Source organism: Mojavia sp. (genome assembly GCF_059505145.1).
Genome location: NZ_JCACKA010000090.1, coordinates 12805 through 25792, shown reverse-complemented (window position 1 = coordinate 25792; position 12988 = coordinate 12805). Strand labels below are relative to the sequence as shown.

Sequence of the window (12988 nt, the reverse complement as noted above, 5' to 3'; positions counted from 1 at the left end):
TCGTTAGGTTCTGTTGGTAAGTCAACAAAAAAACTTTCATCAAAGTGATCCTTTGTGTTGAGTTCATTTGGCAGCGTTAGCCTTTGAAAATGATGTCGTACAGTGACAGCAGAATCTCCACCACAATTAAAATCACCACATACCACTCTACTCGCTGGCTACTACTATGCTGCATAAACTCTAGCACCGTTTGTGCGGTTCGGAAAATTAGCTCTAGTTTGCGTTCCAGGGCATTGTGACGCTCGCGGATTTCGTATTCATCCTCCAAGCGCAGATATAAGTTTTCTAGCTGTGGGGATTCCCACAGCAGCTCCGGCTTATCGATGATCTCTACTCGGCCTACAATCTTGTGTTGAACTAATAGGGTAGTCCCAAGTTGACGCAGTAATTCCCGGCTCTGGCGTCTACTCCTGTTTTCGCGCTGGAGGCTAGCTGCAAACGGTTCAATTTGATCAAATACAGTGGCTAGGCTAGTTTCATAATGAGACAGCACAACACTCTTAGCCAGAATATCAGCCACTATCTGCAAGCGTTCAATACTAAATTCATGTAGGAAAATTTTTCCTTCTTTGACTCGCTCACTCTCTGCCATGTTGAGCTGAACTTCGACTTCTTCCGTCTCCGGGTTGGCAAAAGATTCGCTAACTTGAGAGGATAGTTTGCTCAAGAACGCTACCTTTTCCACAGGCTCAAGGTTAAACAGGACAACTGCACCATAGCCTAGCAGTACCGCACAACCGTGTTCACCTACTGTAACCATTAATGGCATACTCGCCAAGCAAACGTAATTCTCCAATGTTTGTAGGTTAATCTTCTTACCAAGGAATAGGGCCTGCGCTCTAAAGCTATCTCTGTCATTAAAAAGAAGTTTTTGCATTGTCGCCCGATGCTATATTTTGCCTGTTAATCTGTGCGGGTAGCGATCGCAATTGATTTGGCGTTGTTGGAGATCACTACAATCTCAGCTTACCAATAAACCTATCCAGCACTGCCGAAGGTAAATTTGTGGGGTGCGCGTTGACAGTATTGGCATCTGCTATGCAAGGCTAAAACGCGTTTAGTGATGGCCAAAGAAGTTACATTACATTGCTGCTTCAATATCAAGCTTGAATAATACCGTTACTTTAAAATCAGATTAAGTAAGCAAGGAAGGAAAAAATACTATGTCAGTTAAACTTTTACCCGACCTTGGAGATTTAGTGGAAGGATTAGGAGTCACAGGTATTGTAGGGATAATTCTTTTACCAGTATTCTTGCCAGTTATAGGTGGTGTTGGTAGGCCAATAGCTAAAGCTGTTGTAAAAAGTGGAATCGCTTTTTATGAAAAAAATAAAACATCTTTAGCACAATTGAGCGAAACCTGGGACGATATCATTGCAGAGGCAAAGGCTGAAGTTGGTGAAGAACGAATGAAATCGGCTAAACCTATAGACACTTAGATTCATTGAAAGCGACGGGAAACTCCATCCCCAGAAGATAGCGATCGCTATCTTCTGAGCCTCTTGAAAAGCTTTGTGGTTCTAAGAAAAGGGCCGATGTTACCGGCCCTTATCTGCCTTGTCGAATTAAGCACTCACGAAATCGATTGCTGTAATTGCGTTTGCTTGGACACCATTTAAGGTCGCCAGTAGCTCATTTGTTTGTGTTAAGCGGATCAAGGTGTTGTTGGCATTGCCTTGGATCGTCAGTTGACCAAAAGTTAGGCTATTTGACAGAGCAATCAAATCTGTACCGTCTTTGAAGTCCTGAATATTATCTGAGCCTGTGCCTATTGCCAACACAAAGCGATCGCTGCCATTACCGCCAAGCAGCGTATCCTGACCTTGACCGCCATTGAGTAGGTCATCGCCATTACCACCGTTGAGAATATCTCTACCATTACCGCCAAGCAGCGTATCTCGGCCATTATTGCCATTGAGTTCGTCTCGGCCAGAAGTACCACTGAGCAAATCTTCACCGTTACCGCCGTTAAACACGCTCAGGATACTTGCCAAGTCTGCGCCGATGAGCACAGGGTCGTGATCTGAGGAGCGATAAGGGGTTGGCTCATAGAGTCCAGGAGGATTAAATTCCTGGTTGTAATCCAAGATTCTGGGTTCATCGGCGTTGATATGCCACTCCGTTGCTCCGGTTATTTGGGCACTGAGGCTGGAAGTACTAAGGGCATGATCGAGTCGTCCTGATTGCCCATCAAACACAAAAGAGTAGGGGTTTTGGATATATCTGCCAAGTTCATCTACCAGCCCGCCATTTCGCAGTACATCAATTGGATCTTCTTCACCATAAGCATTGAGGTCTCCAAGGACTAATATATCGCTGTCGCCGGTGGTAGTCTTCAGCTCATTGACAAAGCCAAGCAAGGCTTGTGCTTGCTGAACCCGCGTGAAGTTAAAAGCACCTTGTCCATCGCCTTGGTCTGCATCTGCTCCTGTGCCCGTACCACTCTTTGATTTAAAATGGTTAATTACCGGGGTAAAGGTTTCGCCGTTTGAGTTCAGTTCAAAAGTTTGAGCGACGGGTTGGCGATTGTAAATAGCGTCAGGATCGCTTAAGGAAGCACCAACTGGAGTCACCGTTCCTGGCTTGTAGATGAAGGCGACTTTAATTTCGTCAGATCCTACGCCCGTGGCAGGATCACGAATGTAGTCATAGACTTTTGCACCCAAATATGTATTCAGTCGCTCAACTAGTTCCGCGATCGCAGATTCAGAACCATCACCATCATTTTCAACTTCAATCAGACCCACCACATCAGCATCGAGGGCGGCGATCGCACTGACAATTTTGGCACTTTGCCGCTCAAACTCTGCAAAAGTCGTGGCTCCACGGGAGGTTGGGAAGCCACCGCCCATACCGTTGCCGTTGAAGTAGTTCAGCACGTTAAAGCTAGCAACCTTGACATTGCCGCCCACCTCTTCAGGTGCAACCGTCCGAGGATTAGAATCAACAAAATTTGGTGCTGTGGTGGGTTGCAGTCGATAGCTCCCAAACCCAAAACCCAGGACACCTGTAAGCGATGTAACCGTGCTACCTACGCGTAGCGTACCGTCCTCATTCAAAAAGGGAACCGTTGCAGGATTTTGGGTGTTGCTGCCATCGTCGAGCAGAATTTCGCGCAGGTTGTTGGCGTTCTGTTGCGCTGTTACCGCTGCAACGTTGTTTTCGTCGTTTTCGGTTTCAGTACTCGGAATATCGGTAGGATCAATGAAGTTTGTGGGGTTAAACAACCGTCCTTCTGAAGACAGCAAGACTTCACCAAACCGACCAAGGTTAAAGTTTTCAGTAACTGTCAAGGTTTCGGGGAACGTGACTAACATTCCCTCGTAGCGTTCCAGGTCGGTTGTTGCAGTTACGGGCAAATCAACTGCGATGGGGGTAATTGACCCTGAACCTACTACGCTCAGTCCGCTAATATTGTTGAGCTGAGTTTGATTAAAGTTTTCTTCAACCGTTCCAGTCAGCCGCACTGTCTGACCTACACTTACATCTATGCTGTTAGGCGCAAAGATAAAAATACCGTCTGAGGTTGCAGCATTGCCATCACCAACTGCCTCCTGCACATAAAAGCCATTCAGCCCACTGCTACTTTGAAAGTCACCAACGACAACTGCCTCGATTGCCACTGTCTGCCCAACAATAGGACTAACTGCACCACTCCCCTGAATTTCATAAACCTTTCGTACAGCAACATCATTGTCAATTACATTGACGTTAAGGTTGGGAATTGGTGTGAGTGTGTTGGAGTACGCCGGATCAGCGCTGCTAGCGATCGTATGTGTAATCACTCCCGTGTGAGGAGATCCTTCTACATCCTGGTCATTGACTGCTCTAACGGTAATCGTCTTGGGATTAGCATCCGTCAAGCTGAGTGTGACAGAGTTAAAGAAGTTTGTTCCATCTGTACTTATTTGAGTTTCGTTATCTGCGGCGATTGCTAAATTTACTGCACCCGTCGGTGTGGTGTTGAGGGCGATCGTGTAGGTATCAGTTGTCTCACCCTGCTCATTTACATCGGTACTGTTGCCAGATTGGGTGATAATTACTCCCGCGCCAGTTCCGGGATTAGCAGTGTAGCTTCCTAATCCGTCAAAGGTGTCAATAGCAAAGCCGTCCCACTCCACACTTGGATCAAAGGCATTGTTGGGATTGGTATCGCCACTAGTGATATTACTTTTGCGGCGCAAAGTGTTGTCTGCTGTGCTGGTTAGACCAGTTCCCCACTCAGTACCTGGGTCAACGCCAATCTGACCAATCGAATCAAGGATCGTCCCGCTTGCGCCGCCCTGTCGCAGCACGATCGCATCATCTCCGTTAAACCAGCCCGCACCGTTGGTCTGGTCTGCCTGTGCCAAAATCGTTGCGTTGGCGCTGCTTTGAGCTAGCACGAACACATCACCAGCGGCTACTGTGCCTGTTAAAGGAATGGTTAATCCTGCCGTAGTACTGCCATTAAAGTAGAACTGAACCACATAATTTCCAGCAGTTAAATCGAGCGCTGCACCTGTGCCGTTGTAGATCTCCAGGGCTTTATTGTTGCTGCTGCCCTCAATATATTCCGAAAAAAATAATGCCATTGAAATCTCCGTAAAAGCTACAAATTTCAGGTCAAATGATCGGCTGGACTGAAGCGATCGCCCTTTAAGGTGGGCATCACACATTCACGAACTCACACACAAAAGCGTTCCTTATCTGTGTTTGTTCCACGATCAAATTTGTTTTAAGCAATCAGAGCTGCATCGTCTAACACACTTGAGGTTTGAGTTTGTGTTGAACGAGCCTGGAGATGATGAGTAGTCTGGCTCCACCCAGCAAGGCAACCAGAGTAACTAAATTGGGCAATACGTAGAATAGAGTTCTTGTGCTAAAAACTCTGCTGATTTTAGGCGATCGCTGGGCTAGCAGATGAATGTTCATTAATCTAAAAACTCTAAGGAAGGTGTGGCTTACAGATCCTACCTCCACAATTATTACAGCGACATTAAGGGATCAATATCTCTGGTTTAAACATATATTATTGAAGATTGCGGTATTACAAGTGAGACTAGTTTTATAGGTAAGATGTAATACCATTCCACTATTGATAAGGGCTAAAGCCTGTTTGTTTGGTGGGTATATTAGACTGAGCTAATTAGCAAAACAATAGCGTCTGTATGTACTCTTAAAGCAGACAAAATCGGTTTGAGAAAGGAGCAATCAGGTGGAAGCCAGAATTTTTGACATCGTTGGTGCACATCTAAGCGTGTACGATGCCAGAAGCGGACAATTAATTGTTTTTATACATGGAAATGCCAGCCGTTGACAACACTGAAAGCCGCAACTGCGTGCATTGTCCAATCGCTTCGCTTGCATCAGACTGTCCAAAATATAAATTTGGGTACAAAAAAATGTATTCCTGGTTTTAAAACCACAGACAGACACAGATAAACACGGATAAATCTCATAATTATCTATTATCTGTGTCCATCTGTTCTAATTTTATATGAACAAAGCAGAATCCACCAAACTGGAGCTAATCAGGCAAACCCTACTTCAAACCGAGGCGCAGGCTATGCGTCTACACCGTACAGATTGGTTTGCGTGGGCAACTGCTGGCGGTTCAAATACAGTATCCCAACATTGACGTAGAGGAAGGCTACGCCTTGTACCTTTGTGCAATTAAAAATTAAAAATTATGGATTTCCAACAAGTATTTGGTAAACCACCGGAAACTCAAGCCAGCGCTCCGGGAAGAGTCAATCTTCTTGGCGAACATACTGACTATAACGATGGTTTCGTTCTCCCAACGGCGATTCCCCAACACACGACAGTACAGCTAGGTTTAAGTAGCGATCGCCAGCATCAATTTTACTCGCAAAACTTAGACGAGCGAGTGAGCATTTTAGATGGCAACCATACACCGTCTGGATTCTCAAGTTACATTTTTGGCTGTATTCAAGTTTTGGAACAAGCAGGCTACACCATCCAACCGCTTGCTGTGTACGTCCAATCGTCTGTTCCGATGGGTTCGGGTTTGTCTAGCAGTGCGGCTTTAGAAGTTGCTACACTACGGGCAATTCGTCAACTCCTTAACCTCCCTCTTGATGATGTCGAAATTGCCCAACTTGCCCAGCAAGCTGAGATTCACTATGCTGGGGTACAATGCGGCATCATGGATCAAATGGCTTCTAGCCTCGCTGACACAGAGCATATCTTATTTTTAGATACCCGTACTATGGAACGGCGGGTATTACCTTTGCCCACAGGAACAGAGGTTTTAGTCATAGATAGCGGTGTGCCTCGTACTCTAGCAAGTAGCGGCTATAACCAGCGTCGTGCAGAATGTGAGGAAGCAGCACATCTTTTAGGAGTAAAGGCACTGCGAGATATTACTGATGCTAGCGCTGTGGAAGAGTTACCCGAACCCTTGCGACGTCGCGCTCGTCATGTGGTTACAGAAGATAACCGCGTCTTGGAAGTTTTGCAGGGAGTCACGCCTGAGCGCTTTGGCGAATTGATGAACGCATCCCACGCTAGTTTGCGTGATGATTACGAAGTTTCCGTACCAGCCTTAGATACCTTGGTAGATATTTTACAAAAAACAGCAGGAGTGTTTGGTGCTAGGTTGACAGGTGCAGGTTTTGGCGGTGCTAGCGTTGCTTTAGTTGCAGAAGGTGAGGCAAAAGCGATCGCAAATCAAGTCTTAGAACAATACAATCATGCAGGTTACACCGGGCAAATTTTGGTTCCCGCTAGCAATGTTGAATTTTAGTTGGGACAAACGGGACGAATAAATGACGAATAACAAAGTTGTTTTTGGTAACGCCGCTGTTGAAGGTGCGAATCGCTGGGGATGGTTCCTGGGTCACTTTATCACCCCCGTTGACGATCTGCGATCAACGGAAGTGCTAGAAGTGAAATGGGGCGTCCACAAAGCAGGTGACAGTAGAACCCAGTGGGCAGTAAATGATCAAGCTGCCACCCTTTCCATCCTAATTAACGGACAATTCCGCCTGCAATTTGAAGAGCAAGAAATTGTATTAGCTCGTGAGGGTGATTACGTTCTCTGGAGTGCTGGCGTACCTCACTATTGGATTGCTGAGTCTGATTGTACTATTCTTACCGTTAGATGGCCGTCGAAGTCAGGAGATAGCGTCGCAGTATCTAGTTAAACATTGAAATACTGACTTAGCAACAGCAAAATAGCAAGCATTGTGCAACAACAATAGACTCTAATTGCGCTCTATATTGCTTTACTGTTGCTCGGAAAATATTTTTGTCTCTTAAACAATATCGAGTTGCAATCGTTGGTACTCAACTGGTTGACATAATCCAACATTTAGAGAAGTGCGATCGCATTATTGCTCGCAAATTCAGGTATTAAGATTACTGATCCTTAACTAAATATCAGTACATCTTGAGTATCATTGTTTCAATCTCAATTAAAATTTTAGAGATTTACTATGCAACTCGATTTTTTAACTCAATTTTTACCCCCATACCTTGATGGTACTGAAGCGTATGCGCTGTTAGCACTCCGGCTAATCTGGGGAACTGCCATGATGTTTTATGGATTACAGAAACTCAAAGACCCATTTCACTGGCTAGATTTAATGCCCAATACCCCGAAGATTCCCGGCTTCTTGCAAGCGATTGGAGCCGTAGTCAACTTCTTTGGTGGTATCGCTACAATTGTGGGATTTCTGACACCTATCGCAGAACTCGGTCTAGCCGTATTTTTGGGAGTTGCGTTGATTCTTCACTTAACTGTATGGCACAGTCCGTTTATTAAGCCAGACCCATCTAAGCCAGGGCCAGCTTACGATGAAGTTCTCATTTTTTTAGGAATCGCAATTATGTTCCTGTTTGTCGGCCCTGGCAGTATTTCGATTGATTATTTACTGTTTGGGTAATTGCACCTCGCAAGGCGCTTTCATGATACAGCATCTAGCCAAGTGCTAGAGTTCTTAAAATCAATGAAAGCGCAATCCAGTATTATACCAATTCAAAATCCGCTCATTAGGAAAGCCAGATACCAAAAGGGTTTCTGAGTTTTGATCTGAGTAATGAATTTTGGATAATTGGTATAACTTGGCAATCTTCAGTCTCCTTCCAGCAGGGATCGAATTCCAGATTAATCCCCACTGAAGCAGGGTTAATTGTAGAAAATCAATACCTGCCGGAATTGGCGTGAAGCTGCCTCTAGCGAAGGAACCAACAAAGTTTTGTGTTGAAATCAAAACTAGTTGGCAAGATGATGTACTGAATATCTAGCGAGATTTACTTAGATGCAAGAAGCTGAGATACATCTGCATGTGCCAATACAACGCTAGGTTCACGCTGGAGAGCAGCGTAGTACTTTCTGGCAAATGTATTGCCTACTTCTGAAGGCACGATGAGCCGACGGGCTTCGGCTATCAAATTTTGGATATCGTCCAGCGATATAGGTTCATCTGCTGCGAGCATTTCATCAATTTGCACAACAAGCTCAGAAATGCGATGTAACCAAGCAAATTGTTCATGATCGATGACGAGGCGAAGGAGTTCTGCACTCGATACTCGTCCGCTAACCTGTTCGTAGGCAATGCGTTCTGTCTCCAGCAAACAGCTATGAAGGCTGAGAAATTTGTTTCGTAAATTACGTAGATATTGCTGTTGATGTATCCGTTGTAGAAGTGTATTAGAAGTCAATGGAACCCAACCTCCCATTACGATAGTCTTCGATTGCTTGAGTAATTTCTGTTTGAGTATTCATCACAAATGGGCCATACCGAACAACTGGCTCGTTAAGTGGTACACCAGCGATGAGCAACACATCTAATTGTGATTTGGCGTCTGTTGGAGTTGCAAACTTCACTTCCTCTCCGTCTTGTGCAAATAATACCATTTGCCCGTTTCCTGCACGCTGTGAGTCTTCACCAAACAAGCCTTCCCCATCAAGCACATATATAAAAGCATTGTATTCTTTTGGCACAGGCTGAACTGCAATCGCACCTGGTTGAAGCCTAAAATGCAAGTAAATAATTGGAGTTTGCGTTTGAATCACAGCTTTTGCTCCCAGCGCTTCTCCTGCAATAACTTTTACAGTTACTGAACCATCCTCTGTTTGAGCAGTTGGAATTTTTTCAGATGGGATTTCTTGATAACGAGGCTTCATCATCTTGTCACGACGAGGTAGGTTTACCCAAAGTTGCAGCCCATGAATCCGTCCGCCAGTACGAGCAAATTCTCGCTCTGGCATTTCCGAATGGACAACACCCGCTCCTGCTGTCATCCATTGAACATCACCAGCACCAAGTTCTCCTTTATGTCCTTGAGAATCTTTGTGTTCAACGCGTCCCTCAAGGATGTAAGAGACTGTTTCAAAACCCCTGTGAGGATGATCTGGTGCTCCCTTTGCCTGACCTGGTTCGACATCAACAGGGCCAAATTCATCAAGGAGAAGGAACGGATCAAAGTCTGAAAAGGTGCTTTTGGGAAATGGGCGACGAACAAGCATACCTTCACCCTCTAGCGTTTGGACACTGTTGATGATTCCTGCAACTGTTCGCATTGTCCGTGTTTGAGTTGTCATTGATCTCCTCCTTAATATCCTATTTTCTAACTTGATCGCAGGTAAATTGAAGAATATGTATATAACCTGAATCTGTATTTGTAAGCATAAAAGTCTAAGTCAGGTCATAAAATTTACATGACAAGAAGCTGGTGGACTGTTCAACCTAACACTAAGTATTTACGTTCTTTGCCAAAGCAAAAGTTATTTTTTAGATTATTCTTATATAAGATTAGTCTTATAATAACATGAAAGCATCTAAAAACTAACAGATAGAGTTTCCCCTACCTTAGTTACGGACAACTGCCCATGTCACTAGCACACACAATTTTAGGTTTCCTTCAACAAGAAGAAATGACAGGTTACGACCTGAAAATAAGCTGCTTTGATCAATGCATTGCTCATTTGTGGCCCGCAGATCAGGCACAGATTTACAGAACCCTTGATAAATTAGTTGAGCAAGGTTTTATTACTTGTAGCATTAAGATTCAACGCGATCGCCCTAACCGCAAAGTCTATAGTCTGACAGAAACAGGAAAAGCCGAATTAATCCGATGGCTTCAATGTCCTCAGCCTTTGCCAACAGTACGAGAGCCGTTGCTCGTGCAGTTATTTTTCGCAGCACAGTTACCGAATGAAGTTATCATTCATTTGCTAAAACAACAACTAGCTGCACACAACAAAAAAATGACAGAGTGTGGCAATATTCAGCTACCGACACAGGGGGATGAGTATGCAAATCGTGAGCAGATGATGCAAAAACTGGTACTAGAGTTGGTGATAAAAAGAGAACAAACTTACATTGATTGGCTAAAGTCAACTATTGATGTCATTGAGCAGACAAGCAATTATCCTACCAAAGCAAATCTTGCCGCATCCTCTACAAGTGTCGCTCTTGAACAACTTAAATCTTACGTTGAGAAGCAAAATAATCCTGATAATTGAGGGAGCTAAAACTTCCTCAATTATCTGGTAATTCTGTTTCCACCCCAGCAAAACTTAGTGGCGAGGGGAATTGTCATACAATTTTGGATTTTAGATTTTGCGAAAAGTTGCGTGGGTGGGTTTCCGACTTGAGCAAACTTTTCAAGACAGATTTTAGATTGAGAAATTCTCTAATCCAAAATTAAAATTTAAAATCTAAAATTCGCTAAAGAGCTAGGCGAGATTTAAAATCTACTGAACCCAACGTTTTGTTGCTTCGGCAATACGTTGTCCAAAGCGTTCTGAGGTGAGGCGATCGCCTTCGTCCAGCATTGCTTCTTTGCCACTCATATCAAGTTGGCTTTGACCCATTGCACCTAAAAATCCCCCTAGTCGATTCACTCCATCATCCTTACCAAATAAAAAGCTTTGCAAGTCTCCCACATTCACCCAAATCATGCCGTGCTGAGCTGCATTTGTCGCTAAGTATAGAAGCGTCCCTTGCTTATCGCCACTAGGCGAGCTAGAGTGCGTAAAGCCGGCAGCAATCTTATCTTTCCATCCATGTTGAAACCAAACTGCACTGGCTGCATCGGCAAATGCTTTGAACTGAGCCGCTACACCACCCATATATGTGGGTGAACCAAACACAATTGCATCTGCTTGGTTGAGCTTTTCGATAAATGCATCATCTTTCCAGCGGCCATTTACAATCTGCTCGCCAGTGATCCGCAGCACTTCAACATTTGTGCCTTCAGCTTGTTTTGCGCCTTCGGCAATTGCTTGCGCCATTAGATGAGTATGACCCGCACCCGAAAAGTAGATGATCGCAATAGTGGGCATAATAAACCTTGGTTAATTTTTTAACTACAAACGAATGAGAAATAACATAGACACTATTTAGTTGTAAAGCCTGTAGCGACGCCCCATCAATTGTCATTAAGAAACAAACAGGTACTCCAATAGTGTCGTGCTGAGTAACGATTCATCAGTCCTGAGCAACAGCAACAAGAATTTTATTTACTCTTTTAACTCAGCATTTTGAGGAGGCGCTGTTTCGGTGAAGTGTGCATCTATGCTGTGCTTATCAATGTGTTTATAAAAAGCGCGTGCATCATACTGCCTATAACACTGTTCTGGCAACGATACTTAAAGCTAGAGAAGCGCTAATCCTATGCCAATCAATTACGTATTTTAACTGTTGCATTAGCCTTCAATAGCCGCCTAGTATGTAGCGCAATGTCTTTTCGTAATCTCAGCCATTGTGAAACATATTCTCCAAACTTATTTAGAGCAGGAAATCTGGGTATTAATACGAGATAAGTGGTACTTCGCCACAGTTATCGGCGTTTGGGATGATTTGTTATGGTTTAAACACAGAACTTACAACAAAGATACAGAGGAAGATACTCTGTGGGAAATGGTTGTAAAAATCAGTGAAGTAATTGCTATTGATAAAGTTAAGTCTGTTATGAGTAGAAAACCAGACGTGTTTATTGCACGACTATTAGAAACTGATGCAGGCACAAGTAATCATCCTCAAGAGCATGAAAAGTAATTGGCAATTGAGTAATTAAACTTAAATGAACAGAAAATCCTTAAGCGGATATTTATATTTTTGAGGATGTCTGAGAAGTAAAAAAACTCTGGTAACCTTAGTTCGACTTTATCCATACCACAGAACGCAAACCTTGTTAGCTAGCAAAACTTCTATTTATAAGGATTTTGGTGTATGCGATCGCGTTTTGTGAAAATGGATAAAGTCGATTTAATTTGCATTACTAACAATTAGGTTAGTCATAGTATCAATCAGGTGATCGCTTGCCATTGGTAAAATATCTTTACCGTGCATAACATCCTGAACAATATGAAAATGCACTAATGTTCCTAAAAGAATCCTGGCGACTGCCTCCGGGTCAGTTATCTTCAGTTCAGGATGACTTGCTAAGTAATGAGTCAGAGTTTCTACAACTGGTTTAATCATAGCGCGCACACAAACCTGGGCTAACTCTGGAAAACGGCCAGATTCCCCGATTAACACCCGCATAAAGGCACGATGTTCTTCATCTGAAACCATTTGCTGTAATGCTTTGGTTCCTAACTGACGCAGTACAATTGCTGGTTCCCCCTCAGGAGGTTCTGTGCCGAATATAGAGTTAAACTTTTTGCGCGCCAGTCGTTCGATCAGCACTTTAAAAAGTCCTTCTTTATCTTGAAAGTGGCTGTAAACTGTCGCTTTGGAAACACCCGCAGCTACCGCTACCTTATCCATGCTTGTACCAGCAAAGCCATGTTTAAGGAACTCCTGCATCGCCCCAGAGAGAATTTGTTCCACTTTATCAACGGAACTGTCCCGATCTACTGCGTCAACTTTGATGTGTGCCATTTATTCATCAACCTTTCTTATAAACCATCTTATAGATAATTCCGCATACCCTATATAATTCATGCCAACAGAGGCAAGGATTTTGGCAGATCGCTTTGTTCACGGGCATTGGGATTGCATAGGAAATAATTTTAGATGCGTTCGCTTGA

At 43.8% G+C, this 12988-nt stretch carries 13 protein-coding genes and 1 pseudogene; 7 read left to right on the top strand and 7 right to left on the bottom strand.

Annotation, left to right across the window (positions count from 1 at the left end; genetic code table 11):
* Positions 1-76 precede the first annotated feature (76 nt).
* Positions 77-877 (bottom strand): RMD1 family protein, encoded by an 801-nt coding sequence (locus AC5JL8_RS26290; RefSeq protein ID WP_495882624.1) that lies wholly within the window; start codon positions 875-877, stop codon positions 77-79.
* 286 nt (positions 878-1163) lie between these two features.
* Between AC5JL8_RS26290 and AC5JL8_RS26285 the strand changes: the two genes are divergently transcribed.
* Positions 1164-1439, top strand: a complete 276-nt coding sequence (locus AC5JL8_RS26285; protein WP_495882623.1) for a DUF5132 domain-containing protein — start codon at positions 1164-1166, stop codon at positions 1437-1439.
* Positions 1440-1565: 126 nt separating this feature from the next.
* On the opposite strand, the gene AC5JL8_RS26280 is transcribed toward AC5JL8_RS26285, so the two are convergent.
* Complete coding sequence (locus AC5JL8_RS26280; RefSeq protein WP_495882622.1) at positions 1566-4574, bottom strand: ExeM/NucH family extracellular endonuclease; 3009 nt, start codon at positions 4572-4574, stop codon at positions 1566-1568.
* Between the two features lie 166 nt (positions 4575-4740).
* Positions 4741-4914 (bottom strand): hypothetical protein, encoded by a 174-nt coding sequence (locus AC5JL8_RS26275; RefSeq protein WP_495882621.1) that lies wholly within the window; start codon positions 4912-4914, stop codon positions 4741-4743.
* Positions 4915-5479: 565 nt separating this feature from the next.
* On the opposite strand from AC5JL8_RS26275, the gene AC5JL8_RS26270 reads away from it, so the two are divergent.
* From AC5JL8_RS26270 to AC5JL8_RS26255, 4 genes are all read left to right on the top strand, one after another.
* Positions 5480-5620 carry a hypothetical protein gene (locus AC5JL8_RS26270; RefSeq protein WP_495882620.1) on the top strand — a complete coding sequence of 47 codons (141 nt, stop codon included), beginning with the start codon at positions 5480-5482 and terminating at the stop codon, positions 5618-5620.
* 51 nt (positions 5621-5671) lie between these two features.
* Positions 5672-6748: a galactokinase gene (gene galK, locus AC5JL8_RS26265; RefSeq protein ID WP_495882619.1), complete on the top strand. Its 1077-nt coding sequence runs from the start codon at positions 5672-5674 to the stop codon at positions 6746-6748.
* Between the two features lie 22 nt (positions 6749-6770).
* Positions 6771-7148: a signal peptidase I gene (locus tag AC5JL8_RS26260; protein ID WP_495882618.1), complete on the top strand. Its 378-nt coding sequence runs from the start codon at positions 6771-6773 to the stop codon at positions 7146-7148.
* A gap of 291 nt (positions 7149-7439) precedes the next feature.
* Positions 7440-7889 (top strand): DoxX family protein, encoded by a 450-nt coding sequence (locus AC5JL8_RS26255; protein WP_495882617.1) that lies wholly within the window; start codon positions 7440-7442, stop codon positions 7887-7889.
* Positions 7890-8256: 367 nt separating this feature from the next.
* On the opposite strand, the gene AC5JL8_RS26250 is transcribed toward AC5JL8_RS26255, so the two are convergent.
* Together AC5JL8_RS26250 and AC5JL8_RS26245 are read right to left on the bottom strand one after the other, a co-directional pair.
* Positions 8257-8667, bottom strand: coding sequence for a hypothetical protein (locus tag AC5JL8_RS26250; RefSeq protein WP_495882616.1), 411 nt, complete (start codon positions 8665-8667; stop codon positions 8257-8259).
* Complete coding sequence (locus AC5JL8_RS26245; protein ID WP_495882615.1) at positions 8657-9550, bottom strand: pirin family protein; 894 nt, start codon at positions 9548-9550, stop codon at positions 8657-8659. Before AC5JL8_RS26245 ends, AC5JL8_RS26250 begins: the two co-directional genes overlap by 11 nt.
* 288 nt (positions 9551-9838) lie before the next feature.
* Between AC5JL8_RS26245 and AC5JL8_RS26240 the strand changes: the two are divergent.
* A pseudogene (locus AC5JL8_RS26240) lies at positions 9839-10366 on the top strand (PadR family transcriptional regulator); the annotation flags it as partial.
* A gap of 339 nt (positions 10367-10705) precedes the next feature.
* On the opposite strand, the gene AC5JL8_RS26235 reads toward AC5JL8_RS26240, so the two are convergent.
* On the bottom strand, positions 10706-11296 hold the full coding sequence (locus tag AC5JL8_RS26235; RefSeq protein ID WP_495882614.1) for a flavodoxin family protein: 591 nt from the start codon (positions 11294-11296) through the stop codon (positions 10706-10708).
* 421 nt (positions 11297-11717) lie between these two features.
* Between AC5JL8_RS26235 and AC5JL8_RS26230 the strand changes: the two genes are divergently transcribed.
* Positions 11718-12011, top strand: coding sequence for a hypothetical protein (locus AC5JL8_RS26230; protein WP_495882613.1), 294 nt, complete (start codon positions 11718-11720; stop codon positions 12009-12011).
* A gap of 210 nt (positions 12012-12221) precedes the next feature.
* Here AC5JL8_RS26230 and AC5JL8_RS26225 read toward each other — a convergent pair whose 3' ends face one another.
* A complete protein-coding gene (locus tag AC5JL8_RS26225; protein ID WP_495882612.1) occupies positions 12222-12839 on the bottom strand; it encodes a TetR/AcrR family transcriptional regulator in 618 nt (205 codons plus the stop codon).
* Between the last annotated feature and the right edge of the window lie 149 nt (positions 12840-12988).

Excerpts from the sequence above, each read along its gene's own strand:
- AC5JL8_RS26275 (WP_495882621.1), bottom strand. The coding sequence starts at position 4,914 with ATGAACATTCATCTGCTAGCCCAGCGATCGCCTAAAATCAGCAGAGTT.
- AC5JL8_RS26225 (WP_495882612.1), bottom strand. The coding sequence starts at position 12,839 with ATGGCACACATCAAAGTTGACGCAGTAGATCGGGACAGTTCCGTTGAT.
- AC5JL8_RS26255 (WP_495882617.1), top strand. The coding sequence starts at position 7,440 with ATGCAACTCGATTTTTTAACTCAATTTTTACCCCCATACCTTGATGGT.
- AC5JL8_RS26290 (WP_495882624.1), bottom strand. The coding sequence starts at position 877 with ATGCAAAAACTTCTTTTTAATGACAGAGATAGCTTTAGAGCGCAGGCC.
- galK (WP_495882619.1), top strand. The coding sequence starts at position 5,672 with ATGGATTTCCAACAAGTATTTGGTAAACCACCGGAAACTCAAGCCAGC.
- AC5JL8_RS26245 (WP_495882615.1), bottom strand. The coding sequence starts at position 9,550 with ATGACAACTCAAACACGGACAATGCGAACAGTTGCAGGAATCATCAAC.
- AC5JL8_RS26270 (WP_495882620.1), top strand. The coding sequence starts at position 5,480 with ATGAACAAAGCAGAATCCACCAAACTGGAGCTAATCAGGCAAACCCTA.
- AC5JL8_RS26280 (WP_495882622.1), bottom strand. The coding sequence starts at position 4,574 with ATGGCATTATTTTTTTCGGAATATATTGAGGGCAGCAGCAACAATAAA.
- AC5JL8_RS26235 (WP_495882614.1), bottom strand. The coding sequence starts at position 11,296 with ATGCCCACTATTGCGATCATCTACTTTTCGGGTGCGGGTCATACTCAT.
- AC5JL8_RS26285 (WP_495882623.1), top strand. The coding sequence starts at position 1,164 with ATGTCAGTTAAACTTTTACCCGACCTTGGAGATTTAGTGGAAGGATTA.
- AC5JL8_RS26260 (WP_495882618.1), top strand. The coding sequence starts at position 6,771 with ATGACGAATAACAAAGTTGTTTTTGGTAACGCCGCTGTTGAAGGTGCG.